This is a genomic window from Actinosynnema pretiosum, from assembly GCF_002354875.1.
Taxonomy (GTDB): domain Bacteria; phylum Actinomycetota; class Actinomycetes; order Mycobacteriales; family Pseudonocardiaceae; genus Actinosynnema; species Actinosynnema auranticum.
Genome location: NZ_CP023445.1, coordinates 5,168,560 through 5,195,088 on the forward strand (window position 1 = coordinate 5,168,560; position 26,529 = coordinate 5,195,088).

Consider the following 26,529-nt stretch of genomic DNA (forward strand, 5'->3'; position numbering starts at 1 on the left):
CGGAACTCGCCTGATCGTGCGAACTGGGTGGTTTTGTTCTGCACTGAAGTAATCATGGCTGTGGTGGAAATTCCGGAATGTTCACGCGTTGCGGTGAGCGGGGTGAGGCTCGCAAACAACGCTTCCCTGGCAGCTCAGCGCGAAGCGTGGCCTCGCCCCGGTTCACCCACCCACGAGTTTCCGCACCTCCCGAGGCGCCGTGGCCAGGTAGTGGCGCAGCAAGGCGGTCGCGGCCCTGGCATCGGCCAGAGCCCGGTGAGCCGTGCCGTTCGCGCTCCCGGCGCTGACCGCGGTCAGGCAGTCCTGGAGCTTGCGCCGCCCCCTGCCCGCCACGTGGGCGTCCAACCGCATCGTGCACAGCGTGCCGCTGGACGGGTAGGGGTGTCCCGCCCGCTCGAACTCGGCTTTCAGGAAGCTCACATCGAAGGAGGCGTTGTGCGCCACCAGGACGGCGCCCCGGAGGTGATCGGCCAGTACCGGGGCGAGATCCGCGAACGTGGGAGCGTCCGCCACCTCGCCGTCGGTGATGCCGTGCACCCCGGTCGCCGCAACACGTCGCTGCGGGTTGACCAGAGAGCTCCACTCACCGAGCACGCCGCCGTCAGCCGCCACCCTGACCACCGCCACCTCCACGATCCGGTCCCGACCTCGGGCGGAGAACCCCGTGGTCTCCAGGTCCACCACCGCGTAGGTCACCGGATGACCACCTGCGACGGACACTCCGCCCTGCGACAGCGGCGCGGGCAGTTCGACTTCCCGTGCGGGCACCGCGTCAGGAACCAGACCGCTGATCGGGTCCTCCTCGCACTCCGGCAGCCGGTCGACCAGATCCACGAGGGTCGCGCGAGCACCATCCAGGTCGAGTCGCCCGGCGGCGTAGGCACGTGCGCGAAGCGGCTCACCGAGGTGGACGTCGTGCTTCTCCACGACGGTGTCGGGTTGCGCGGCGGCGATGTCCTCGGCGGTGGGCCCCTCCAGGAGGAGGAGTTCCTGAACGACCTCGCGCAGCCGTGCCGGGCTGTGGTCCAGTACGGTGAAGGCGACGCCGTCCCTGAGCAACCGCAGGCCGGCAGTGGTCAGCCAAGCGGCGATGGTGCCGAGGACCCGATCGCCGCGCCAGGGGAAGACCAGGGTGTCGGCGCCGCTGACGAGAGTCGAAGTGCGGGCCAGGTCGAACCGGCGGTAGGCGGCGCGCCCCTCGTCCAGAAGGCGTTGGGCGGTGGCGTCCAGGTAGCCGGGAACCACGTCGGACTCGTACCAGACGCGCATCCGGCGCCGCACCTCGTCGTGGATCTCCGCGCCACCACCGAGGAAGGTGGGCGGCCTGCCGCCCCTCGACGGCTCGACCTCGATCAGCTTGGCCCGATTGTCCACCGAGACGATCTTCCAGCGCCTGCCCGCGAAGATGACCAGGGAACCGATCGGCGTCGGGGAGGTCAGCTGCATCAGGCCCAGCGGGCGCGCGCCGTGGACGACCCGGTAGTCCGAGCTGTCCGCGAACACCGCGTAGAACGAGAAGTGGTTGACGACGCGCTCCCCCACCGGCCCCAGCAGGAGCAGGCCGTCGGGTTCCTGCTGGACGATCCCGGCCGCGCCGAGGTCGCGCAGGAGCGCGACGAAGGTCCCCTTGTCGACGTGCGGGAAGGGGCCGGTCGCACAGAGCGCGCCGAACAGGTCCACCGGGCTCACGCCCTGGTGCTGCGCGATCACCGACATGATCTGCTGGACGAGCGTGGACAGGTGCAGCGCGGACGTGTCCGGCGGCTCGTACCAGCGCTCGGCCAGCAGGTCCATCATCGCCACGGCCTGGAACAGCTCGACCCGCAACTCGTCCTGCGGGGCGGACTTCTCGGTGATCTCCGGCGCGGTCACGTACAGGCGGAGCACCGTGGGTTCGCCGCGACGGCCAGCGCGTCCGATGCGCTGGCGCAGTCCCGCAACGGATGGTGGCGCGCCGATCTGGGCGACCGACGCGATGGCACCGATGTCGATGCCCATCTCCAGGGTGGAGGTGCACAGCACGGTGACCGGGCGGTTGCTCTTGAGCAGGTCCTCGACGTGCTCGCGGACGTCCTTCGCGAGGTTGCCGTGGTGGGGGAAGAACTCGTTCGGCACGGCGAGCTGCTCACTGCGGCGGCGTAGGCGGTCGGCGTAGCTCTCGACCTCGCTGCGACTGTCGAAGAACACCAGGTTGTTGCCACCGCGCAAGGTCCTGAACACGTGCTCGCTGACGAGCGCGATGCCGGTCCCGGCGTTCACGTCCGCGTCCTCCTCCGCCGGGTGCTCGGACGCCGCGCGCCCCTCGCCGAGTGCGGGCGCCGCGTCCAGGTACCCGCGCAACTGGACCTTGATCTCCGCGCCCTGCGCCTGGGAGGTCAGCACGTGGACGTCGTCGCCCCCGCCTGGCCGCAGGTAGTCCCGCGCGGCGGCCATTCCCTCGCCGGAAGCGGGCAGCGTGGCGGACAGCCCGATGCGCGGAACCCGCTTCCGCGTGGCCAGTTCCACCCGGTGCAGCAGGGATTGGAGCTGGGCCCCGCGCTCGGTGCCGACGAACGAGTGCATCTCGTCGATCACCACCCACCGCAGTCCGCGCAGGAGTCGGCCGATCTCCGGCCCCCTCAGCACGAACATGGCCTCCAGGGACTCCGGTGTGATCAAGAGCGTGCCGTCGGGTTCCTTGAGGACCTTGGACTTCGCCGAACCCGGCACGTCACCGTGCCAGCGGTGCACCGGCAGCCCGAGGTCCTCGCACAGCTCGTCCAACCTCCGGAACTGGTCGTTGATCAGCGCTTTGAGCGGGGAGACGTAGAGCGCGCGAATCCCACCACCTGCGGGTTCGTCGAGCATGGCGGAGCAGATCGGGAGGAACGCGGCTTCCGTCTTGCCCGACGCGGTGGCCGCCGAGACGATCAGGTCGTCGGTCCCGCCCAGCACTAGGGGGATCGCTTGCTCCTGCACGTCGTTGAGCGCTGTCCAGCCCTTGCGGTAGACCCAGCGCTGGACCTTCTCGTTCAGGCGGAGGAACTGCGCGGAGTCCCGGTCAGAGCCGGAAGGTCGCCAGTTCATCGTCGGCTCCCGCCTTTCCGGCCCGCGTCGGAACCCGGTCGGGCACGGTGGCGGGCGACGTGTCGGGAGCCTCTTCCCCGACCGGCGCCAGATCGGGATTGGACTCGGCCTCCAACCGGACCCCGCCGACCAGCTCCTCCCAGCGCTGCCCCTGGTTGTGCTCCAGCACCGACAGCAGGTTGAGGAACTCTCGGATCGTGGTGCGCGGCGTGCGGAAGTAGGCGTCGCCGACGCGTTGCGCGCAGTGGTCCATGAAGGCGTGCAGCGCTTCGTCCGGCACCAGGTGCTTCTCGGGGTCCCCGGCCGCGTGCACGTGGCGGAGCTTGGTGAGCAGGACGTAGAAGTCTTCCTGGGTGAGGCTGGTCAGCCGCAGCACCGGTCCCGAGTGGTCGACCAGGCCACCGGTGGCGAAGGTGTTCTCGACCAACCGGGACTGGAGCGCCTCGTACGAGTACAGGCCACGCCTGGTGTCCATGAGGAACTCGGGCGTGCCTCCGAACAGGAACCCGATGTGGCCGCTGATGCCCTGGAGGCTGTCGTTGACGATGCGCAGGATCTGCTCGTAGTTGGCGGAACGGGCCTGGGCCGAGGTCAGCTTGTACAGGTTGACCATCTCGTCCAGGCACACCAGCAGGCCGCTGTACCCGGCCATGCGCACGAAGCGGGACAGCAGCTTCAACTGGTCGTAGAAGTTCGCGTCGTCCACGATCGTGCGCACGCCCAGGGCCGCCCGCGCTTCGGTCTTCGTGGCGAACTCGCCGCGCAGCCACCGCACAGCGTCGATCTTGAGCTGCTCGTTGTCGGTGTCGTGCCCCCGCCAGTACGCCTCCACGACGGCGGCGAAGTCGTAACCTCCGACGAGTTCTGACAGCTCGGCCATGCGCCGCCGGATGACGTCCTCCGGCGAGGCGCCCTGCTCACGAGCGGTGGCCAGCGCCTGGGACACGAACCGCTCGACGATGCCTGCGAGCGCGCCGCCGTCCGGCTTGGCCGCGGTGGAGGTGTTGCGGGCCAGCTCGGTGTACAGGCTCCTGGCCTGGCCGCCGGTGGCGTGCAGCCTGCGGTCGGGGGCGAGGTCTGCGTGCACGGTCACCAGGCGCTTCTTGAGGGCGGCCGACCTGATGAGGTTCAGGAAGAACGTCTTGCCCGAGCCGTACTCACCGATGACGAACCTGGCCGTCGAGCCCCCGTCGGCGACGCTGTCGAGGTCGTGCAGGAGCGAGTCGACCTCACGCATCCGCCCGACCTGCACGTGCTGCTGCCCGGAGCGGGGCACGACGCCTGCCCGCAGCGACTGGATGATCGCGTCGCGCTCACGGGGCCTGATGCGGGTGTCGTTCATGCGAGAAGCTCTCCCAGTGCGTAGTCGTTGATCGTCAGGCGGTCGCCGTCGTCCTCGACGACCGGCTCGTCGCAGGTCTCGCAGGCGGCTTCGTTCAGCACGTCCAGCGCGCCCTCCGGCAGGAGGCCGAATCCGGCGCACAGGGACTCGTAGTCCGCCCGGCTCCACTCGGGCGCGGTGGCCAGTCGGCGCAGCACCGCGGAGTGGGCGTTGTCGAGGGACCCCACCGGGTCCACCTGGACCACCGGCGCGGGTGGCGCGATGGGAACCGGCTGGGGTTCCTCGGGTTCGTCGTCGAAGACGTCGGCGAGCAGCGCGGCGACCGCGGCGCTTTCCCGCATCTTGGCCGCCACGAGTTCGGGATCCAGGCGCACCAGCCCCACCCGGCCCGGCTGCGCGGCGGGCTCGGGCTTCGGCCGGGACGGGATGCGGTAGCCGGACGGGGCGCCGTTGGACGGGACCACGGTGACGGGTTCGGTGGCGGGCGCGGGTCGGGGCGAGGCCCCCTTCACCGACCGCGGAGCCGCGGCGCTGAGGGTGTGCAGTTCGGCGTAGACCGAGTCGGGGTCCTGACCGAGCAGCTTGTAGATCTTGCGCAGCGTGTCGACCTCTCCGGGGGAGACCACCCCGTCCACGGCGGCGACGATGGTGGCGAACCGGGCGACGTGGGCGCGCTGGGCGTCGCTCAGCACGGCGAGCCGCTTGGTCAACCCGGTCAGCTTGGGCGCGGATGCCAGCAACCGGTCCAGGTGCGCAGCCAACCTGATCCGCTCGCCCTCGGTGAGGTCCAGACTGGATTCGAGGTGCGCCACCAGGTGGTCGCGCTCCTCGTCGGACACGTCGTCGTCAGCGGCGGAGACCACAGCGGCAAGGTGGAGCAGCGTGGTCGCGGCGGTGTACTCGGGGCTCGCGGAGGTGGGCTGCGCGGCGGTCACGCGAAACAGCACGGCGGGACCAGAGGCCAGCACCGGGCCTCCCACGCGGACGTCCGGCTCGATGCCGACGCCGAGCTTGTCCAGCAGCTGGGCGATCCCGACCGCGTCGGCCTTGAGGAACTTGCCAGGGGTTCGGGTGGGCCACAGGCCGGTCAGCTCGGACAGCTCGAACCGAGCCTGCGGCAGTTCGGCGGGCAGCAGGCGGTCGACGAGCTCGCGCACAGGGCGCAGACCCTCGCCCGCCACCAGCTCAGCCGGGAGCAGCGCGAGCGCGGGCAGGGTGCCCGAGGCCTCGGGTTGCCTGCCGAGCAGGCGGCTGTACGCGTCCAGGTCGTCGGCACAGGAGTCCACGAGCGCGGCGAGCTTCCTGGTCGGGACCGCTGCCGTGAGCACGTCGGGCACCCCGGTCGTGACGGTCACCTCGCCGATCCCGCTGCTGGCCGGGTGATAGCGGAGCTCGACGCGCTTCTTGAGGGGGCGCACCACGATCCCGTCACCATGCTCCGCCCGGTAGCGAACGGTGAACAGGGCGCGGAACTCGTCGGGGCAGCGGACGGAGGGGGTCCTCGGGTTGATCTCGGGGTGGGTCATCGCCCAGGACCAGGCCCAGTCGACCGGCACGGGGCTCCCGGCCTCTGCGAAACGGCCGATGCCCAGGCGCAGGCGGAGCGGCGGGTCCCACCTGTTGTGCTCGTCCGGGTCCGGCGGGGCGCCCTCGCCCTGGTCGAGGAGCGCGTGCAGGAGCGCGCGGAAACCCGTGGCGTAGCCGTGGAACGAGCGGTTGTCGCCGTAGACGATGAGCAAGCGGTTGACCTCGGCGAAGATCCGGGGCAGGTCGGCCGCGGCGGTCGAATCGCGCCTGGGATCGACCAGGGCGCGGCGCTCAAGGCCGTAGAAGTACAGGAAGACGTACCCGATGTACGCGTTCGGAGCTTTGCGCCCGCCGTCGAGCCACAGCAGGTAGGCGGCGCGGTGGCGTGGGCCGATGGAGTGGTAGGCGGGCCAGTAGCCCATGCTCCGCCCCTCGAAGTCCGGGTGGCCCCAGTCGACCGGGAGGGTCGGGTCGACCACCTCGACATCGCGGTCGTGGGAACGCGTCCCGCCGGGGAGCTTGCCCACGTAGAGCATGGGGCAGGAGATCACCCGGCCCGCCACCTGGACCGCCGTCCCGGAGGGTGACCAGGTCGGCGGTTGCGGAGGTGCTTTCCGCGCTGGCGCGGGGGGAGGGGGTGGGGGCGTTTGGACGCACGGTCGCGGCGGTGGGGCCTGCTGGGGCCAAGGGGCCAGCACCTGCGCAGGCGGCATCGGCGGTGGCGGTGTGCGCAGCGGCTGGGACGGTGCGGTCCGGTCTCCGAACACCCGTCGCAACCGGTCGATCAGCTTCACCAGGCCCCCTCAGGGCAAGGCCCGCTCACGCGGTTGGCCTACGAACAGTGACAGCGACTACGTCGTGTCGACCCTGCTTCCCGTTAACGTCCGAACGGGTGAACCACAATCAGTTCTCCATTCGCCTCACCGCAGCAACGGGGCACACCAAAAGTTAGCCCACTTTCACCCGAACAGACGTTGCCGGCTCGCCACGAATAACATATAGCGCGCTCAACTGCAAAAACAGGCGCACTGCGCCGAGGTTGACATCGCTCTCCGGTGCGACAACAGGCGGCAGACCTGACCCCCTATATCAGCAACCATGAATAGTGCACAAGGACCAGGGTGATCCGAGCGCATGAAGTAACGCTCGATCCATTCGGCCGATGAGAAGCGCAACAGTGCGGACAACTCCTGACCGGAGCCGAACAGTTCCCCTGGGGGCATCATGCGGGTCGAGACCGATGCGGTGTGGGCGAGACGGGTCAAGGTCGGAGGCAACGAGATCAGGCAACTCCTGGTGCCCTCCGGTGTCTTGGCGGAGCAAGAGACCGAGGACGGTCCGGTCGTGGCGAACAACTTCGGCTCCTGGCCTGCCGCCCGCCACACCAGGGTGGTGCCGAACGGCCCGCTGACTGCGATCCTGGGCGGCTGGCCGGGCACGCGAGTGCGCTGGTCCGGGAGCCGCGAGTCGTCCACCCCGGAGGAGGTCACCGCCTCGTTCCACGAGGCCATCGGCTACCGGGACGCTGGAGGTCCTCGCGCGCTGCGCCGCCCGCAACTGGGCGCGCTGCACTCGATCGTGGGCTACTGGTCCACTGGGACGACCGATCCCGCCGTCGTGGTGATGCCGACCGGAACCGGCAAGACCGAGACGATGCTCGCCGTGATGCTGGCGGAACGCCCAGGACGGCTGCTGGTGCTCGTCCCCACCACCGCCCTGCGCGACCAGGTCGCGGGCAAGTTCGAGACCCTGGGCGTGCTCCAGCAGGCGGGCATCGCCGAGGCGACGGCCCTGCGCCCGTGCGTGGCGCGGCTCAAGCGCGGCATCAAGACATCGGCGGAGGCGGTGGAGTTGCTGCGACTGTCGAACGTGGTCGTGGCCACGCCCCACTCGTTGCGGGCGTGCGACGAGGAGGCGCGGAGCCTCCTGCTGGCCGGGTTCACGCACCTGGTGGTCGACGAAGCGCACCACGCCATGGCGACCACGTGGAAGGAGGTCGTGGACGCCTTCTCCGACCGGAGGGTGCTGCTGTTCACCGCGACCCCGTTCCGCGAGGACGGCAAGGGGCTGCCCGGCCGCACGATCTACCGGTTCCCGCTTCGGGAAGCGCAGAAGGACGGGTACTTCACCCCCATCGACTACCGAGCGGTCGCCTGCATCGAGGACACCGACTCCCGTTTGGCCGACCTCGCGATCGCACGCCTCCGCGAGGACCTGGCCGCCGGGCACGGGCACGTCCTGATGGCCAGGGCGAAGGACATCCCCCGCGCCGAGGAGCTGCTGGCGCTGTACGGGGCGAAGGCGGCCGACCTCGGCCCGGTGGTGCTGCACGAGAGGGTGAAGGCGGCTGATCGGGCTGCGGCGCACCGAGCCTTGCGGGAGGGGGAGTGCCGGATCGTCGTGTGCGTGGACATGCTCGGCGAGGGGTACGACCTGCCCGCATTGAAGGTGGCCGCGCTGCACGACGTGAAGAAGAGCCTCGGCCCGATGATCCAGTTCATCGGTCGCTTCACGCGTGCCGGGGTGAACCTGGGCAGAGCGTCGGTGTTCGTGGCCCGCGACCCGTCGGTCACGTCGTCCCCGCTGCGGGAACTGCTGCGCGAGGACGCGGACTGGAACCACCTGCTGCGCGACGTGACCGAGCGGATCAGCACGGCCGAGGAGACGGCGTCGGAGTTCGACGATTCGTTCAGCGAGGGGCCCGACGAGGTGACGACCGTGTCGTTGGAGCCGAAGATGAGCGCGGTCGCCCACCGCGCGTCGGGCGCGGAGTGGTCACCGGAGTCGGCGCTGTCCTTCTACGGGACGGACGCGGTCCTCGACAACAGCATCGCGATCAGCGCGGACTCGTCCGTCGCGTGGTTCGTCCTGGAGCACCGGACCAGCGTTCCGTGGGGCGAGGTGCAGTCCCTGGTGCAGGTCGACCACGAGCTGATCGTCCTCTACTTCGACCGGTCCAAGCGGCTCCTCTACATCCACAGCTCGGAGAAGCGAGGGAACTACGCGGAACTCGCCGAAGCGGTGCTCGGCCCAGGCTGCGAACCGGTGAAGGGGATCGACACCTTCCGCGTGCTGGCCCACTTCACCCGGCTCATCCCGACCAACGTGGGCCTGCTCGACGTCCGCGACCACTTCCGGCGCTTCTCGATGCACGTCGGCAGCGACGTGCTGAACGCGATCGACCCTGCGGAGCAGGAGGGCAAGTCCCAGACCCACATCAGCACTTCCGGCTTCGGCAACGGTGAACGCGTCACCATCAGCGCCGCCATGTCCGGGCGCTTCTGGTCGGTGCGGCAGGCTCCTGACCTGAAGACGTGGCGCGACTGGTGCGACGAGCAGGGCGCGAAGCTGCTCGACACCAGCATCGACATGGACGAGGTGCTGCTGGGGTTCATCGCTCCCACTCCCTTGACCGAGCGACCGGAGCTGGTCCTGCTCGGCGTCGACTGGCGCTGGTCCTTCTACAGCGGCGCCGGGACCACGCGGAGCATCAGCCTGGACGAGAAGGTCTACGACCTGCTCGACGTCGAGCTGCGCGTGGACGACTTCGGCACCACCGGTCCGTTCCTGCTCTCGTTCGTCACCCCCGCTTGGGAGATCGCCTACCGGGCGGACGTCGTCGACGGAGCGCTGGTCTACGCCCCGCTCGGGGAGGACGGGCTCGTGGTGGGCCCCAAATCGGTGTCGTCCTCCTTGACGGAGTGGGTGAACCGGAACAAGCTCACGCTGTTCCTGGAAGGCGATCGCATGATCGACGACGAGGACAGGCTCCTCGAACCGCGCCGCGACCTGCCCGCGTTCGACCTGGGAAAACTGAAAACGCTGCTGTGGCACGGTGTCGACCTCAAGGTCGAGTCGCAGGGTCCCGAGCGGCGCCCCGACTCCATCCAGAACCACATGGCGGAACTGCTCCTGGAACAGAGCGGGTTCGACCTGTTCATCGACGACGACGGAGCGGGCGAGGCTGCGGACCTGGTCGGTTTGCGCGTCGTGGGCCAGGAGCTCCACATCACCCTGGTGCACTGCAAGTACTCGAGCGACGCCAAGGCCGGGGCCAGGGTCAAGGACCTCTACGAGTTGTGCGGCCAAGCGATCCGGGGCGCCAAGTGGCGTCAGCAAGGCGCAGGCCCCCTGCTGCGCCACCTTCTCAGGCGGAGCAGGCGCTTCTTCGAGCGCACCGGGAAGACCCCCTACATGCGTGGTGACGTTCCCGACCTCTACGACCTGATGCACAAGGCGCCGCAGTTGACCCCTCACTTCCACACCGTGCTGGCCCAGCCCGGTCTGTCCGTGAAGAGGGTGAGCGGTGAACAACTGCGCCTGCTGGCCGGAGCCGAGTCCTACGTGCGAACTGTGACCCACGGGAGCTTCCTGGTCTACTGCAGTCGGTGACTCGCGGTCAGGCGGGAGCTACCCGCCGGTCAGGCGGGTGGCCAGGTTCCACAGGGCGGTGGCTGTCGTGTGGTCGTGGAGCAGGGGTGAGCCCGGCGCCCTGCGGTTCTTGACGTGGTAGTGGCCGTTCACGTCCTCGGTGGTGGTGGCCAGGTGGATCAGGCGGGTGGCCGCGGTGGTCGGGGAGTCCAGGAACGGGGTCGCGAGCAGTTTCAGGAGGGCGCTCGCGCTTCCCAGGTAGCGGCCGAAGCCCGAGGCGACCAGGCCGGGGTGGAAGTCGGTCACGGTGATGTCCGGCTCCCGCCTGCCCAGTTCGCGGAGGAGGAGGGCGCCCGCCAGCTTCGCCCGCGCGTAGACCGCGTGGGCGCCCAGGCCGGTCGTGTCGTGGGCGATCCCGGTCAGCGGGGTGGGCAGGGTGGCCGTGGTGTGCGAGCGGGAGGACGTCGACACGACTCGGCCGCCGCGCAGGGACGGGGCCAGCAGGGTGGCGAGGAGCCAGGGGGACAGGGCGTTCGCCTGGAAGACCGGCTCCAGGCCGTCTCCGGTCTTGGCGCCACTGCGGGGGATTCCGCCCGCGTTCGCGGCCAGGACGTCGATGCCAGGGTGGGACTCGAGGAGGGTGGCGGCCAGGGCTCTGAAGCTGGCCAGGTGGGTGAAGCCCACCGTGTGGCAGGGGATTCCCAGTTCTGCGGACAGGGCCGCCGCGCGCTCGGGTGAGCGGCCCACGGGGATCAGGTGCGCGCCCCGCGCGTGCAGGCGTCGGGCCGCCGCCGCGCCGATGCCGGAGGTCGCCCCGGTCAGGACGATCTTCACCCGGCCGCCCCGTTCAGGACCAGCCTGGCGCGGGCGTGCTCACCGGTCACCGCCGCCTCCACCAGGAAACCGGCCAGCGTCGACCTGGGGATCGCCAGCGGGGACGGGGTTGCGATCCGGCGGGTCGGGATGAAGTCCATTGTGGACTCGCCATCGGTCAGGGCGCCGAAGTACACGATGGTCCAAGCCAGGTCGGACTCGGCCAGCACGCGTTCGGCGGCGTCGAAGTCCCGGTAGTCGCGGCGGATCAGGGTCGTGGTCACCAGGCGGACCAACGGGGATGCCGCCGCGCGGCTGCGGCCCGTCCCCCAGGCCAGGGGGACCACGACGCGCGGCACGGCGGTGGCGCGCATGGCCGCGACCAGGTTGCGCACAGCGGGCTCCACGATGGCGGGGCCGCGTTTCCCCTTGAGCCACAGCGGGTTCCCCAGGGCGGACAGGACGGCGTCATGGCCTCGCAGCGCCTCGGTCAGGTGGTCGGGGTCGTCGGCCACCGAGCCGGTGGCCACGGTCAGCGCGTGGTGGTCCGGGAGCGCCCCCCTGGCACGGACGAAGGCGGTGACCTCGTGGCCCCCCGGACAGCGCCCGCGATCAGCGGTCGCACGGTCGGCGACGCCCCTCGGCGTTCGGAATGCGGACGGGGCCGCGGCGGAAAGGCCGATTCGGGCAGGAAAACCACAGCGGAACGCGTGGGATGAGCGTGAACTCGGTCGACAATCCAGATCGGCCCTTTCCCGGTCGACCGGGGCGGTGGCGGCTCGGTGGTCGGCGGGAATGACCCGAATTGCCACTTCCCGACGGCTTCCCGCCATCCGAGGCAACGCCGGTGGCGGTGTCCGCCAGGTGGACGGGTGGGCCGAACGGGGCACCCGGCGAGACGGCGGGCCGCAGCGGAGCGCTTCGGGGTCCGAACCGTTGTGAGCCTCAGGGCCGTGGACGCGGGAGCGGAGCGGCGCTGCACTGTTCAGGCTAAGAATTGCTCGGGTAAGGGCGAGTACCGCAACTGCACCCGCGCCCACCAGGTGAAACACCGACCGCCCACCGTTAGGGAGGTCAACGAGGGCGTGCAGCGCCATCCTGCGAATGGACGCAGCCGAACGGCCGGGAATACCCCGAAAGTCCCACGCGCACCCTCCGGCATAGCACGCGGATGATTACGCGTCCACGTCCCGGAGTTTCCGGGCGGTGAACCCGCGAGCCAACCCTTTGCACTGCTCAGGGCATCCGGTGAAGGGCGTCGCGGAAAACCGGACCGCCCCCTTCCGCACCAGTCCCCAATTGGGTAGAGGTGTTCGGGAACAGCTTTGCGATTCCCGACAGGACTCAACCGGTGAACGGGGACCTCAGCGTGCCGAACATCGTCCACCCGCTTTCCCGCGACGGGCGCCCAGCGCCGTCGCCGTCCGGAGTCCAGGGGGGTTCCGAGCAGCCCCCACCGCTCGACCGGGCGATAGCCGACCGGTTCGGGGTGCCCGAGGCCGAGGTCGTGGTCGGGCCGGGAACGGGCGTGCTGCTGCGGCGGTTGCTCGACGGGCTCCCCGGTGACGGGGGTGAGGTCGTCCTCGCGGGCGACCGGGACGGCGACGACCCGACGCCGGACGGGATCGCGCGGCTGCTGGCGGCGCTGGCGCCGGACGGGCTGCTCGTGGTGGACGCGTCGCGGCCGGGGAGCGCGGAGGTCGGGCGGGAGCACGGCGCCCGCGTGCTGGGGCTGCGGCGGTTGGACCCGCGCGTGGTCGTGGTCGGCTCGCTCACGGCACGGGTCGAGTACCTGGTGGGCGGCACGACCGTGGCCGCCCGGCTGCGCGCCGAGGTGCCCGCCGGGCGGATCGGGCCCGACGAGCGGGACGAGGCGCTGGCCGCGCTGAGCGGCGGCGGCGACGGAGCGGGGACGAGCGGATCGGCGGCGAAGGGGAGCAACGACGTGGTGATCGCGCTCGTCTCGGAGCACTCCGAGGACGACCACGGCACGACCGGGACCACCCTCGCGGAACCGGGGGCGCCCGCGCCCGCCACGACCGCGCGCCGGAACGGGGACAACCGGGACGGGACCGACCGGGACGCCCTCTCCCCCGCCGCCGCCGCGGTCGTGGCGCGGCTGCGCGAGGCGCTGCGCGCCCAGTGGCCCGAGACCGGCGACCCGGTGCTCGACATCTCCCGGTACGCGCTGCTGACCCCCGGCAAGATGCTGCGGCCCCTGCTGCTGGCGTCGGCGGCGGGCGCGGTCGGCGGCGACGTGGAGCGGGTGGTGCCCGCCGCGCTCGCCGTCGAGTACCTGCACGTGGGCTCGCTCGTGCACGACGACGTGATCGACGACGACGAGGTGCGGCGCGGCCAGCCCTCGGTGCAGCACCGGTTCGGCGTGCCCGAGGCCATCGTGGTCGGCGACGCGCTGATCTTCAAGACGTTCAGCGCCGTCGCCGCCTGCGTCGAGCTGGGCGTCACCGCCGAGGCGGCGCTGGGCGCGGCGCGGGCGATCGCCGACGCGGGCGTGGACGTGTGCCGGGGCCAGGCCCTGGAAGGCGCGCTCGCGGCGGACCCCACGCACCCGCTGGGCGACTACGTCACGGTCATGGCGCTCAAGACCGGCGCGCTGTTCCGGGGCGCCTGCCGGGCGGGCGCGCTGCTGGGCGGCGCCGGGCCGGAGGCGGTGGAGGCGGTCACCTCGTACGCCGAGCACCTCGGGCTGGCGTTCCAGGTGCACGACGACCTGCTGCCGTACCTGTCCGACTCGGCCGTCACCGGCAAGTCCGAGCTGAGCGACCTGCGGAACCTGCGCCCCACCTACCCGGTGCTGCTGGCGCACGCGCGGGGGACGGCCGGGCAGCGCGCGCGGATCGCCCGCGTGCTCAGCGGCGAGCTGCCCGCCGAGGAGGCGTACCCGGCGCTGCGCGAGCTGCTGGTGGACACCGGCGCGCTCGCGGTGGCCACCGAGCACGCCGAGGCCGAGGTGGCGCTGGCCAAGGCGTGCCTGTCCGGGCTGCCCGGCAACGAGCACACCGCGACGCTGGCCGGGGTCGCGGACAAGTCCGTGGCGCGGAGGCGGTAGTGGCGAGCGGGATGGGCGCGGCCTGGGCGCACGTCCAGACCTGGCGGCCCTACACGCTGCCCTACCCCGGCGTGGTCGGCCTGGCCGGGCTGTCGGTCGCGGGCGGGGACCCCGGACCGCGGCACGTGCTGGCGGCGGTGGTCGTGCCGGTGCTGGTGTGGCTGGGCGGGCACTACCTCGGGGACTGGTTCGACCGGGAGCTGGACGCGATCGACAAGCCGCAGCGGCCGATCCCGTCCGGGCGGCTGGGCGCGCGGGCGGCGCTGGTGTCGGCGGCGGTGTGCGAGGTCGGGGCGGCCGGGCTGGCGCTGTCGGTGGGCTGGCGGGTGCTGGCGCTGCTGGTGGTCGGGGTCGTCGGGATCGCCGCGTACAGCCGGGTGTGCAAGGGGCGCGGGCTGTCCGGGAACCTGGTGCGCGGGGCGCTGACCTCGCTCGCGGTGCTGGCGGGCGCGTCCTGCGCGCCGGGCGGGAACGTGTGGGCGGCGGCGCCGTTCGCGGTGGTGTTCCTGCTGCACGACGCGTCCTCGAACCTGGTGGGCGCGGTGCGGGACGTGGCCGGGGACGCGGCGGGCGGCTACCGGTCGGTGCCGGTGCTGCGCGGGGTCGCCTACAGCGCGCGGCTCGCGGCCGGGCTGTACGCCGGGGCTTGCGCGGTCGCGTTCGCGGCGCTGCTGGAGCCGCTGCCCGACCGGGCCTCCTACCTGGCGCTGCTGGTGGTGGCGCTCGCGGTCGGCGTGTGGGTGTTCGGCGGGCTCCTGGCGCAGGGCGGCGGGATCACCCGCGAGTCGGCGCTGCGGGCGCACGCGCTGCTGGTGGGCGAGCGGCTGGTGCTGGCCTGCGCGGTGGTGGCGGCCGGGACCGGGGTGACGGTGGCGGCGTCGGTGCTGGCGCCGGTGCTGCTGTTCAGCCTGCTCACCCAGAACGCGATGCGGGTGCGGCACGAGATCCCGCCCGCCGGGCTGCGGAACGCGACCGCCTCGTGAGCGCGATCGCTCGTGGGGCAACGGGGACCGGCGTCGACCGGTCCCCTCGGAACCGGGCGCGACCGCGCGCCCGCCGGGTGGAGCGGGGTGGCGCGTGAGCACGGGCACGGACGTGGACGTGGTGGTCGTCGGGGCCGGGGTGGCCGGACTCGCGGCGGCGCACGCGTTGGGGCGGGGCGGGTTTCGGGTGCTCGTGCTGGACAAGCAGCGCGAGGTGCGGCCCATCGCCAAGGGCGAGCTGCTGCAACCCGGCGCGATCACCGTCCTGCAGGGCTGGGGCGTGGTGGACGCGCTGGTGGCCGACGGGGCGCTTCGGGTGCCCGCGCTCGTCGCGCGCGACCGGGAGGGCGCGGCGCTGCTGACCATGGACTACCGGACGCTGCTGGACGCGGAGCGGCCGTGGCTGCTGGTGCACGACTACCACGTGATCCTCGGCGCGCTGGCCCGCGCGCTGCCCGCGACGGTGGAGGTTCGGCGGGGCGCGGTGGTGCGGGAGCTGTTGCGGGACAGCGGGGGCAGGGCGCGCGGCGTGCGGCTGGACAGCGGCGACGTCACCGCGGCGCTCGTGGTCGCGGCGGACGGGTTGTCCTCGCGGCTGCGCAAGGACGCGGGCATCGAGCTGGCGCGCACCGAGTACCCGCACCGGCTGGCCGCGTTCGACCTGGCCGACCAGCCGGTGGGCGAGGACGTGTCCACCTACGCCACCCCGCGCGGGCTGGCCATGAGCTACTCCCTGCCGGGCGACCGGGCCCGGTTGTACGTGCAGGTCTCGGCCGACGAGCTGCGCGGCGTGGACCGGGAGAAGGCGTCGGACTGGGTGGACGGGTTCGTCCGGCAGGTGCCCGCGTTCGCCGGGAAGCGCGCCGACGTGCTGCGGGCGTGGAACGGCAAGCAGGTGCTGCCGGTGGGCCGCTCGCTCACGGAGTCGTTGTCCGGCAAGGGGATCGTGCTGCTCGGGGAGAGCGCGCACGCGGTGCACCCGGCGGCGGGCCAGGGCATGAACAGCTCCATCGTCAACGCGGCCAGGCTCGCGGACCGGGTGGCCGCGCTGGAGGGCGACCTGGCGCCGGGCAGGCTCGACCCGGTGCTCGCGGCGTGGAGCGACGAGCGCAGGCGGGCGCTGGTGCACGTGGCCACGACCAGCCACAGCGCCACCCGGATGATCACCGACCTGTCGCCGTTCGGGCGGGCGCTCGGGCGGCGGGCGCTGCGCAAGACCGGCGGCAACCGGCGGTTGACCTACACGATCATGCACAACATGTCCGGGCTCGGGCAGCACCCGCTGCGCCCGCTGGACCGGCTGCACCAGCTCGGCGTGCTGCCCGACCCGAGGGGCGGGCAGCTGCCGGGCTGGGCGCGCCGGTGACGCGGGCGCTAGCGGCGGCACTCCACCACGAGCAGGCCGCCGTCCCAGCGGCGCGGAGCGGCGGAGGTGAACCCGGCGCGCTCGGCCAGGACCGTGAAGTCCTCCACCGAGCGTTCCCGGCCGCCCAGCAGCGCCAGGGACTGGAGGTCGAAGGAGGAGTTGTTCTTGGCGTGCTCCGCGCCCGCCAGCACCTCCACCACGAGCACGCGGCCGTCGCCGACCACCTCGGCGGCGCGGGCGAGGATGCGCTGGGCGTCCTCGTCCGGCCAGTCGGTGAGCACGCGGGAGATCACGTAGGTGTCGTACCCGGCGGGCAGCGGGTCGAAGAAGCTGCCGGGCACGAACTCCGCCCGGTCGGCCAGTCCCGCCGCGCGCAGCGCCTCGACGGCCTCCGGCTCGACGGCGGGCAGGTCCAGCACCCCGCCGGTCAGGTGCGGGTTGCCGCGCAGCACGTCGCTCAGCAGCGCGCCGATGCCGCCGCCCACGTCGAGCACGCGGGTGTCGGCGGACCAGTCGACCTCGGCTGCCAGCACCGGGCCGGTCTGCCAGGCGTGCACGGCCATGACCTGGCCGAAGAACACCCGCAGCGCCTCGTCGGCGCTGTAGTCCTCCCAGAAGGGCACGCCGTGGACGGTGGCGTAGGCGGAGCGGCCGGTGCGCACCGAGTGCGCCATGCCCGCGTAGGCCAGGTCCATCTTCGCGCCGGGGCCCTCGATGTCCAGCCAGGCGCGGGCGGCGGCGTGGTCGTCGCGCAGCAGGACGCGGGAGACGTCGGTGAGCGCGTAGCGGCCGGGCTCCGGCTCGGCGAGGAAGCCGATGGAGGTCAGGTGCGCCAGCAGCCTGCGCAGCGCGTCGGGGTCGGCCCCGGCGGCGGTGGCCAGGTCGGGCAGCGCGGTGGCGCCCTTGTCGACCAGCTCGGGCAGGCGCAGGGTCACCGCCGCGCGCACCGCGAACGGCGTCGCGAGGTCGATCATCCTGGCCAGCTCGTCCTGTGCGGTCATCCCGGCTTGGTCCTCTCGTCGATCCCGGAAAGTCGGGAGGAAATGCGGACCACTCGATCCTGACAGCGACCGGAGAACAAGGTCAAGAGCGTTTCCCGAATGTCCGGACTATTACCCGCGAGCGCGGTAGTCAGGTATTCGCGCGAGTTTTTCCACGATTCACGAGAATAAGGAGCGGCATGACTTTCCAGGTTCGCCCGGTGTCCGGCTCGATCGGCGCGGAGGTGTACGGCGTCGACCTGAACACCGTCGACGACGAGCAGTTCAAGGAGATCCACGACCTGCTGGTCCGCCACCTGGTGCTGTTCTTCCCGGAGGCGGGCGGCCTGACCCCGGAGGCGCACCAGGCGTTCGGCTCCCGGTTCGGGGAATTGGAGGTGCACCCGTTCCTGCCGAAGCTGGCCGGGCACGAGCACATCGTCGTGCTCGATTCCGACCAGGGCGCGAAGGCCGACGTGTGGCACACCGACGTCTCCTACGTGAAGCACCCGCCGATCACCTCGGTCCTGCAGATCACGCTCACCCCCGAGGCGGGCGGGGACACGATGTGGAGCAACCAGTACCTGGCGTACGAGGCGCTGTCCGCGCCGATGCGGGAGCTGCTGGAGGGCACGACCGCCTCGCACGTGTTCGCGCACCCGCAGGGCACGTTCCGCAGCGAGGTCGAGCACCCGGTGGTGCGGGTGCACCCGGTGACCGGGCGCAAGAGCCTGTACGTGAACCGGATGTTCACCAAGCGCATCCTGCAGCTGAGCCGGGGCGAGAGCGCGGCGCTGCTGGAGCACCTGTTCGAGGTGTCGGAGAGCCCGCAGCGCACCTGCCGGTACCGCTGGGCGCCGGGCGCGGTGGCGATGTGGGACAACCGGGCCACCCAGCACTACGCGGTCAACGACTACACCGGGCGGCGGGTCGGGCAGCGGGTGACGGTCATGGGCGACGACCCGCGCGGCGCGGAGCCGCGCTGGCCGCACTTCCAGGAGGGCGCGATGGCGGCGACGGTCGTGAAGGACTAGCACGGCCAGGGGCCGACCAGCGCTCGCGGGCGCGGGCAAGCCGAACGGGCCGGGGGATCACGTCCCCCGGCCCGTTCGGCGTCGTCGTTCGCGCGCCGGTCAGTGCGCGCGCGGGCCCAGCAGCACCGGGAACACCCTGGGGCTGTGCACGTGCACGCTGCGCCGGAACGTCAGCGTCGCCGGGTCGGCGGTGGCCCGCAGCTGCGGGAACCGGCGGAACAGCGCGGCCAGCCCCACCTCGGCCTCCAGCCGCACCAGCGCCGCGCCGAGGCAGCGGTGGATGCCGTGCCCGAACGCCACGTGCTTGGCGGTGTTGCGGTCCGGGTCGAACACGTCCGCGTCGGGGAACACGCGCGGGTCGCGGTCGGCCGCCGCCGTGGACAGCATCACCGACTCGCCGCGCGCGATCGGCACTCCCCCGATCTCCATGTCCTCGGTGGCGAAGCGCAGCGAGGCGTTCATGGCGGGCGAGAGCCAGCGCAGCAGCTCCTCCACCATGGCGGGCGCGGCCTTCGGGTCGGTCAGCCGGTGCACGTGCGTGGGGTCGTCGAGCAGCGCGCGCACGCTGTTGGTCAGGAACACCGCGGTGGTCTCGTGCCCGGCCATGAGCAGCAGCATGGCCATCGCGGTGATCTCCAGGTCGGTCAGCCGGTCGCCCTCGTCGGAGGCGGTGATCAGCGCCGACAGCAGGGCGTCGTCCGGGTCGGCCCGCTTGGCCGCGACCAGGCCGTCCAGGTAGGTGGCCATCTGCGCGGACGCCTCGGCCAGCTCCGGCTCGGGGCACTCGTCGATCAGCACCGTGGACAGCCGGGCGAACTCGTCGCGCTCCAGCTCCGGCACGCCCAGCAGCTCGCAGATCACGATCATCGGCAGGATGATCGCGTAGCGGCCGACCAGGTCGACCGGCTCGTCCTCGGGCAGCCCGTCCAGCAGCTCCTCGGCCAACTGCTCGACCCTGGGGCGCAGCGCGGCGATCCGCCTGGCGGTGAACGCCTGGGTGACCAGGGCGCGCAGCCGGGTGTGCTCCGGCGGGTCGAGCGAGGTGAGCATGTGCGACATGGGCGCGGGCAGTCCGGGCGGGGCGTCGGCGCGCTCGGCCTCGGGCAGCGTGGAGCGCCAGTCCTTGGCCAGCCGCTCGTCCACCAGGCCGGCGCGCACGTCCGCGTAGCGGGTGACCAGCCAGGTGGGGCCCGACTCGAAGTGGGCGACGCGCACGGGCTCGTTCTCCCGCGCCCGCGCGAGCGTCGAGTGCGGGTCGAGCCAGTAGTCGTCGGTGAACGAATCCTGGTGCGTGCTCGTCATCGGTTCTCCTGGGACTGGTGCGGGAACGGCCGGGGTCAGGGCTTGGCGACCGCGTCCCGGTAGCGGCCCAGCGCGCGCAGCGCCATGCCCTGGGCGAACGCGGGGTTGGTGTAGCGGCTGACGTGCCGCACGTACTCGTGGACGATCTCCGACGGCCAGCCGCCGCCGTCCGCGCGGTGGGCGAGCAGCCAGTCGACGCCGGTGCGCAGGCCCCTGGCGTCCGCGCCGGAGGCGAGCAGCGCCGACACCGCCCAGCCGGTCTCCTCGACCGTGCCGGGCGCGCCCGCGCCGTCGCCCCAGGAGCCGTCGTCGAGCCTGGCGCGCTCCAGCCAGGCCGCGGCCCTGCGGGCCACCGGGTCGTCGGCGCGGCCGACCCTGGAGAAGGTCTCCAGGACGGCGGCGGTGCCCATGGTGTGCTGGCGGTACCAGACCGACTCGAACGAGCCGTCCGGCAGCTGGGCCTTCCCGAGCCAGGTCAGGGCGCGGCGCACCCTGGGGTCGGTGGCGGGCACGCCCGCGTCGAGCAGCGCGTCGACGGCCTGCACGGTGGTCATGGGGCACGGGCCGCTGTTGGCGACCTTGGTGTTCTTCACGCACAGGCCCCAGGAGCCGCGGGTGTCCTGCACGCGGGTGAGCCAGTCGACGCCGCGCTCGACGGCGTTGGCCTGCTCGTCGCCGGGGAGGCGGCACAGCACGGACAGGATCTCGCCGGTCTCCAGCGTGGACGGCCAGCCCTCGGTCCCGGCCCAGCCCCAGTAGCCGGGCGGGCAGCCGAACGCCAGGAACGGGCGGTGCTGCTGGAGGCGGGTGAACAGGTCCCGCGAGGCGACCAGGCGGGGGTCGTCGGCGTAGCCGACCTCGGTGAGGCCGCGCACCGCGTACATCGTCCAGGCGGCGTCGAGCGGGCCGGTCTGCCACCAGCCCTCGGGGTCCATGGTGCGGCGGAACCAGCCGACGGCGGCGGCGACCATGTCGGGGGCGAGGTCGGCGCGGGCCAGGCCGGTGCAGACCAGGCCGGTGACCCAGGCGTTCTCGCACCACGCGCCGGTGGAGCCCTCGTGCTCGTAGACCTGGCGGATGGCGGTGAGCGCGTTCGGCGTGCCGAGGCGGGCGAACAGGCGCTGCAGCGGGTTGAGCGGCTTGTGCTTGGCCTGGGCGAGGCCGAGCGCGGAGGCCATCGGGACGCGCAGGTCGAACAGCCTGCGGTAGAGGCCGGGAAGCAGGGCCAGCTCCAGGGGGAAGCGGCGCATGTCCTCGGGGGCGAGCCAGCCGACGAAGCCGTAGTACTGGCGGCACCAGGAGACGACCTCGGGGTGCGGGATGGCCTCCAGGCCGCCGTGGTCGCCCATCCAGCGCTGCCCGGACTCGACGTGGGCGGCGCTGCCGACCGGGTCGACCAGGTGCAGCACGGCGGAGGAGACGGCGGTGGGGCCCGCCTCGCTGGGCAGGCCGGGGACCATGGCCCAGCCGCCGTCCTCGTTCTGGGTGCGGCGCAGCCAGCCCGCGCCCGCCTCGATCAGGTCGGCGCTGCCCTCGGGGTCGGCGTAGTGCAGGGCGGACAGGGCGCCGACGGTGCCGAGGGTGGAGGTGAGGTTGTCCTCGCTGTAGTCGAACACGCCGTCCGGGCGCTGGGCGCGGAACAGGGCCTCGGCGCCCTCGGAGATGGCGCGGTCTAGGACGTCCGTGAACGGGTCCGGGTCGGCGTGGACCGAGGTCATGCTGGCTCCTCTCGCCCGGCCTCGGGGCCGGAGCTCGTGGGCGGTGGGCGCGTCGAGGGGGTGGGGCGAGGGGCGGGTCCCCCGGCGGGGTGGTGGGGCGGTGCGCGGCGGTCGGGCGCTTGGCGGCGGGGCGCTCGGCGGTCCAGGGCTCGGCGGTCCGGGGCTCGGCGGCGGGGTGCTCCGGGCGCCTCGGGCAGGGGTCGGCGAGGCCGGTCCGCGCTCGGTGGACCGGCCTCGCCGACCGGCCCGCTACCCGTTGGCGGTGAAGGACTTCGCCGCGGCCAGCACCGCGTCGTTGGCCTCGCGCAGCCCGGTGCTCACCCGCACGCCGCTGCCGCCCGCCAGGACCCGCACGGCGATCCCGTGCTCGGCCAGGTGGTCGCGGAACGCCTCGTTGCGCTCGCCGAGCCGCACCCACACGAAGTTCCCGCCGCTGGGCGGCACGTCCAGGCCCAGCTCGACCAGGCCGTCGCGGACCCGGTCCCGCTCGACGGCGACGGCGGCGCAGTTGCGGCGCGCCTGGTCCTCGGCGTCGAGCGCGGCCGACGCGGCGGCCTGGGCGACGGTGGGCACGCGGAAGAACAGGGTGGTCATGCGCAGCGGCGCGACGACCGCCTCCGCGCCGACCAGGTAGCCCACGCGCAGGCCGAGCAGTCCGTGGGCCTTGGAGAAGGTGCGCACGACGGCGACCCGGTCGTCGACCCGCGCCAGGTCGAGCGCGTCGGCGACCACGTCGGGGTCGGCGAACTCGCGGTAGGCCTCGTCCACCAGCAGCAGCACGTGCGGCGGCAGGGCGTCGAGCAGGCCGCGCAACCGCGCGGCGTCGAGCACCTCGCCGGTGGGGTTGTTCGGGTTGCACAGCAGGACGACCTTGGTGTCGTCGGTGACGGCGGCGGCCACGGCGGCGAGGTCCATCCGGTCGTCCGGGTCCGGGACGGCGACGGCGGTGGCCTGCGCGTTGCCGATCAGCAGCGGGTACATCTCGAACGAGGGCCAGGTGTGCACGACCCTGGAGCCCGCGCCCGCGTGGGTCATCAGGAACTGCTGGAGCAGCGCCGCCGAGCCCACCCCGGCCACCACGCGCTCCGCGCCGACGCCCAAGTGCCCGGCGATCTTCGCCTCCAGGCCCGCCGACAGCGGGTCCAGGGTGAGGTTGACCCGGTCCACCAACCCGGCCACCGCCTCGGGCACCCCCGGCAGCGGCGGCGAGTGGTTCTCGTTCAGGGAGAGCTGATGGACGATCCGGGCCACGGGACCAGCCTTTCGCGGTGGCTGCGACGCATTCGATTCGATTGTCCGCCGAATAAATCGAGCAAAACGCTAACGATCAAGGCCGGATGCCGTCAAGACCTACGTCCGGACAACCCGAACCGGGCAGCTTTTACCCGACCGGAACCTCCGGGAAATTAACTGCACCGCCCCTTACCCTAACGCTCACACCCGCCGCCCGGTCAACAGGTTCGGAAACCCGATGCCACGTCGGCCGAGCGGACGACCACCGGGTTTTGCCTTGTGCCGCAACGCGGTTGGACCGGCGGGCGGAAAGACGGTGGTCCGTGCGGAGCAACCCCGGAAAGGCACCGAAGTGCCTCCGAACGGAGTCCGCGTCTCGTTTGGCGGAACTTTTCGACCGACTCCCCGCGCTTTTCACCTGGCAGCGGCCCCGACGCACCCCCACAATCCCCGGCGCGGCGAAAGCCGAACAGGTGACAGCGCTCCCGCGCGGTCGTACGGTGTCGACCCGTCAACCCCGGATCGGCGCAAATGAAACGCCGCGGCCGGACCCCACCGCGACTTGGCGCCCACCGGCGCGCGCGAACGGAGACCAGTGATGAGCGTCGACGTGCCCACCTCAGGCAAAGCGGGGACAACGCGGTTCGGCCGGGTCGCCGCCGCGCTGCTGGCCTCCCAGTTCGGGGTCTACGTAGCCATCATCACGCCGCTGCAACTGCTGCTGACCCTGCGGCTGGTCGGGATCACCGGCAGCAGCGGGGCGGCGACGGGCGCGTTCGGCGTGGCCACCGGCCTGGCCGCGATCGTGGTGCTGGTGGTGACCCCGGTCGCCGGGCGGATCAGCGACCTGGCGGCGTTCGCGCTGGGCCGCCGCCGCACCTGGATCCTGTTCGGCGCGCTCACCGGCGCGGCCACCCTGGTGGTGCTGGGGCAGGCGGACGCGGTGTGGCAGGTCGTGCTGCTGTGGTGCCTGGCGAAGGCGCTGTTCAGCTTCCAGCAGGCCTCCACGACCGCGGTGCTCGCCGACCAGGTGCCCGCCGAGCGGCGCGGCCTGGCGTCCGGGCTGCTCGGGCTGGTGATCCCGTTCGCGCCGATGCTGGGCCTGATCGTGGTGAACCAGCTCCCGCCGGGCTCGGCCCTGCAGTGGCAGGTGGTCGCGGCGATCGCGGCGGCGGGCGGCGTGGTGGCGGTGCTGCTGATCCGCGAGGGCAGGCCGGAGCGGCGGCCGGTCGCGCCGGGCGGGCTGGGCGAGCTGCTGAAGTCGTTCTGGCTGGACCCGCGCCGCTACCCGGCGTTCGGGTGGGCGTGGCTGGTGCGGTTCCTGATCACCGCGACGTACGCGGCGGGCAGCTACGTGTCGCTGTACCTGATCCAGCGCTTCGGGGTGGGGCAGGCCGAGGTCGGCGGGCTGGTGCTGATCTGGTCGGTGGTGAACGTGCCCGCGGCGATCATCGGCAGCCTGGGCTGCGGCTACCTGTCGGACGTGCTGCGGCGGCAGAAGCCGTTCGTGATCGCGTCGGCGGCGATCGGCGTGCTGTCCATGGCGCTGCTGGCGTTCGCGCCCTCGCTCACCGCGGTGTTCGTGGCGGCGGGCGTGCTCGGGCTGGGCATGGGCATGTTCCTGGCGGTGGACATGGCGATGTGCGTGCGGGTGCTGCCGGACGGGGCGAACGCGGGCAAGGACCTGGGGATCGTGAACATCGCGAACATGCTGCCGCAGTCGCTGGTGCCGCTGGTCGCGCCGCTGCTGCTGGCGCTGGGCGGGTACACGGCGTTCTTCGGGTTCCTGGCGCTGCTGGGGATCGCGGGGGCGCTCGCGGTGCGGCGGGTGCCGGAGATCGGGCAGGAGGGCGGCGCTCCGGGCGTGGCCCCGCTGCGCCGGGCGTGAGGCGGGCGCGCGGGCGTTCCGGAACGCCCGCGCGCCGGTCCGGCCCACCGCCGGGCGGAAGGCGGCAGAACGGGGCGAGCGGCGCGGCTCCCGGCGTGCGGGAGGGCGTGATCCCTATGCTTGGCCGCATGATCTTCTACACTGGCGCGGAGAGCAACACTCTGCGTGAAGCCGTCTTCGGTGTGATGCTGCTTGTCTCGCACGCCGACCCCGGCCCGGTGATCCAGGAGCGGTACGCGGGGTTGCAGGCGCTCAAGAACCTCTCCCCCGACCTGCGGAACGCCCTGCACTCCAGCAGGGTCGACCTGTCCGGGATCGCCGAGGCCGAGCTGGAGGAGCGGGTCGTGGAGGCGCTGCGGCAGTCCGCGCGCATCCTGGCCGCCAAGTCCCCGGCCGACGCCGCCACGTTCCCCGACGCCGTCGAGGCGATCTGCCACCAGGTCGCCGAGGCCGACGGCCAGGTCGGGGAGGCCGAGCAGGCGGTCATCGGCAGGATCCGCGCCGCGCTGGCCGGGTGATCGCGGGCGGGCGCCGAAGACCGGGGAGCACCTTCCGGCAGGTGGTGCTCCCCCACCCCGCCCGCGCTCAGCCGCGCGGCGCGACCGCCCGGTGGTCCTGGAACGCCGCCACCAGCAGCAGGAACGCCGCCGCCGCGAGCAGCAGGCCCCACAGCGCGGTCCGGTCCGGCGCGGGCAGGTCGCCGCCGGGCACGAACACCCGCGCCGCGTCGCGCGCCGCCCAGCAGCCCGCCAGCAGCAGCGGCCCCACCAGCACCGGCAGCGCGCCCGTCCCGGCCAGCACCGGCGTCACCCCGGCCATCGCCGTCACCGCCGCCAGGGCCGCGAGCGCCAGCAGCAGCCACGGCGGCAGCACCTGGTCGCCCTGCGCGGTGGGACTTCCCGGCAGCGGCCCGGACAGCAGCACGGACACCGCCAGCACCGCGCTCAGCGCCACCGCCGTCAGCGCGGCCCAGCGGGTGCCCGCCACCGCGACGCCCACCACCAGCGCCAGGAGCGCGGGCTGCCACGGGTTCTCCACCTGCCCCAGCGCCGAGTCGATCGGGTTGGCCAGGGCGGCCAGCAGCACCGCGCACGCGGCGGTCCGCAGCAGCGCGCCCCTGGTCACGGCCAGCGCGGCGCCCGCCGCCAGCAGCGCGACGAGCACGCCCGCCGCCGTGGACGCCTCCGGCGCGAACCCGCCGTCGGGGGCGTCGGTCCCCAGGTTCACCAGGTGCTCGGTCCCGGCCAGCGCCGGCGGGAGCAGCGCGGCGAGCAGACCCACGCGGCGCGCCCGGTCGGTGAGCGGTTCGGGGAGCGGGGCGCGGGCGCCCGCGACCGCGAGCACACCCCCGAGCAGGGCCACCACCAGCAGCACCAGGTCCACCACCGCGCTGCGCGGCGCGGGCAGCGCGGACAGCAGCAGCGCGCCGACCACCGCCCCCACGAGCGCGGGCGCGCCCCGGCCCAGCCCGGACGCGGCGACCAGCGCGCCCACGACCACCAGCGCCCCGCCGCCCGCGCTCAGCCCGAGCACGGCGGCGGACGGCCCGCCGTCCGGCCGGAACGCCCACAGCAGCAGCGGGACCTTCCCCAGCACGCCCACGAGCAGCAGCCACGGCCAGTGCCGGGCGAACGCGACGGCCGCGCCGGTGGCGACCAGGAGCAGGGCGAGCACCAGCGGGCCGGGACCGGTCAGCGACAGCTCCACCCGGCCGACGCCGAGCAGGCCCTGCTCGTCGGGACCGGTGACCGGCAGGGCGGCCAGCGCGAGCGCGGCGGTCAGCCACGGCGGGAACGGGGTGCGGGGGTGTGCTTCCACGCTCCGGGACTCTAGGCG

General features: G+C 72.8%; 17 protein-coding genes. 7 read left to right on the forward strand and 10 right to left on the reverse strand.

The features are described 5' to 3' along the window. Positions 1–162: 162 nt before the first annotated feature. From CNX65_RS21905 to CNX65_RS21915, 3 genes are read right to left on the reverse strand one after another with little or no spacing between them, the layout of a single operon-like run. Complete coding sequence (locus tag CNX65_RS21905; protein ID WP_096495446.1) at positions 163–3,066, reverse strand: DEAD/DEAH box helicase; 2,904 nt, start codon at positions 3,064–3,066, stop codon at positions 163–165. After that, a complete protein-coding gene (locus CNX65_RS21910) occupies positions 3,041–4,408 on the reverse strand; it encodes an ATP-binding protein (protein ID WP_096495447.1) in 1,368 nt (455 codons plus the stop codon). The genes CNX65_RS21905 and CNX65_RS21910 overlap by 26 nt, the downstream gene beginning before the upstream one ends. Further along, entirely contained in the window at positions 4,405–6,648 is a 2,244-nt protein-coding gene (locus CNX65_RS21915) for a tellurite resistance TerB family protein (protein ID WP_256373391.1), read from the reverse strand. Before CNX65_RS21915 ends, CNX65_RS21910 begins: the two co-directional genes overlap by 4 nt. 598 nt (positions 6,649–7,246) lie before the next feature. Here CNX65_RS21915 and CNX65_RS21920 point away from each other — a divergent pair. After that, positions 7,247–10,327 (forward strand): DEAD/DEAH box helicase, encoded by a 3,081-nt coding sequence (locus CNX65_RS21920; protein ID WP_198320528.1) that lies wholly within the window; start codon positions 7,247–7,249, stop codon positions 10,325–10,327. Positions 10,328–10,345: 18 nt separating this feature from the next. Here CNX65_RS21920 and CNX65_RS21925 read toward each other — a convergent pair whose 3' ends face one another. Continuing rightward, positions 10,346–11,140, reverse strand: a complete 795-nt coding sequence (locus tag CNX65_RS21925; RefSeq protein ID WP_096495450.1) for an SDR family NAD(P)-dependent oxidoreductase — start codon at positions 11,138–11,140, stop codon at positions 10,346–10,348. Further along, positions 11,137–12,216: an NAD(P)-dependent oxidoreductase gene (locus CNX65_RS21930; protein WP_309141931.1), complete on the reverse strand. Its 1,080-nt coding sequence runs from the start codon at positions 12,214–12,216 to the stop codon at positions 11,137–11,139. The genes CNX65_RS21925 and CNX65_RS21930 overlap by 4 nt, the downstream gene beginning before the upstream one ends. Positions 12,217–12,470: 254 nt before the next feature. Between CNX65_RS21930 and CNX65_RS21935 the strand changes: the two genes are divergently transcribed. From CNX65_RS21935 to CNX65_RS21945, 3 genes are all read left to right on the forward strand, one after another. Beyond that, positions 12,471–14,189 carry a polyprenyl synthetase family protein gene (locus CNX65_RS21935; protein WP_096495452.1) on the forward strand — a complete coding sequence of 573 codons (1,719 nt, stop codon included), beginning with the start codon at positions 12,471–12,473 and terminating at the stop codon, positions 14,187–14,189. Beyond that, entirely contained in the window at positions 14,189–15,172 is a 984-nt protein-coding gene (locus CNX65_RS21940; protein WP_198320529.1) for a UbiA family prenyltransferase, read from the forward strand. The genes CNX65_RS21935 and CNX65_RS21940 overlap by 1 nt, the downstream gene beginning before the upstream one ends. 94 nt (positions 15,173–15,266) lie before the next feature. Beyond that, positions 15,267–16,538, forward strand: a complete 1,272-nt coding sequence (locus CNX65_RS21945) for an FAD-dependent oxidoreductase (RefSeq protein WP_232519949.1) — start codon at positions 15,267–15,269, stop codon at positions 16,536–16,538. Between the two features lie 8 nt (positions 16,539–16,546). Here CNX65_RS21945 and CNX65_RS21950 read toward each other — a convergent pair whose 3' ends face one another. After that, positions 16,547–17,539, reverse strand: a complete 993-nt coding sequence (locus CNX65_RS21950) for a methyltransferase (RefSeq protein WP_096495453.1) — start codon at positions 17,537–17,539, stop codon at positions 16,547–16,549. Positions 17,540–17,718: 179 nt separating this feature from the next. Between CNX65_RS21950 and CNX65_RS21955 the strand changes: the two genes are divergently transcribed. Next, a complete protein-coding gene (locus CNX65_RS21955) occupies positions 17,719–18,552 on the forward strand; it encodes a TauD/TfdA dioxygenase family protein (protein WP_096495454.1) in 834 nt (277 codons plus the stop codon). 99 nt (positions 18,553–18,651) lie between these two features. Here CNX65_RS21955 and CNX65_RS21960 read toward each other — a convergent pair whose 3' ends face one another. The 3 genes from CNX65_RS21960 to CNX65_RS21970 form a co-directional block, all read right to left on the reverse strand. Continuing rightward, positions 18,652–19,854 carry a cytochrome P450 family protein gene (locus CNX65_RS21960; protein WP_096495455.1) on the reverse strand — a complete coding sequence of 401 codons (1,203 nt, stop codon included), beginning with the start codon at positions 19,852–19,854 and terminating at the stop codon, positions 18,652–18,654. A gap of 35 nt (positions 19,855–19,889) precedes the next feature. Further along, entirely contained in the window at positions 19,890–21,572 is a 1,683-nt protein-coding gene (locus CNX65_RS21965) for a prenyltransferase/squalene oxidase repeat-containing protein (protein ID WP_096495456.1), read from the reverse strand. A 249-nt stretch (positions 21,573–21,821) separates the two neighbouring features. Continuing rightward, the gene (locus CNX65_RS21970; RefSeq protein WP_177154303.1) at positions 21,822–22,823 is read right to left on the reverse strand and encodes an aminotransferase class I/II-fold pyridoxal phosphate-dependent enzyme; all 1,002 of its coding nucleotides are present in this window, start codon (positions 22,821–22,823) and stop codon (positions 21,822–21,824) included. Between the two features lie 580 nt (positions 22,824–23,403). Here CNX65_RS21970 and CNX65_RS21975 point away from each other — a divergent pair. After that, complete coding sequence (locus CNX65_RS21975) at positions 23,404–24,693, forward strand: MFS transporter (RefSeq protein ID WP_096495457.1); 1,290 nt, start codon at positions 23,404–23,406, stop codon at positions 24,691–24,693. Positions 24,694–24,821: 128 nt separating this feature from the next. After that, positions 24,822–25,211 (forward strand): hypothetical protein, encoded by a 390-nt coding sequence (locus tag CNX65_RS21980; RefSeq protein ID WP_096495458.1) that lies wholly within the window; start codon positions 24,822–24,824, stop codon positions 25,209–25,211. A 67-nt stretch (positions 25,212–25,278) separates the two neighbouring features. Here the strand turns inward: CNX65_RS21980 and CNX65_RS21985 are convergent, their stop codons facing one another. Beyond that, positions 25,279–26,511: a hypothetical protein gene (locus tag CNX65_RS21985; protein WP_096495459.1), complete on the reverse strand. Its 1,233-nt coding sequence runs from the start codon at positions 26,509–26,511 to the stop codon at positions 25,279–25,281. Positions 26,512–26,529 lie beyond the last annotated feature (18 nt).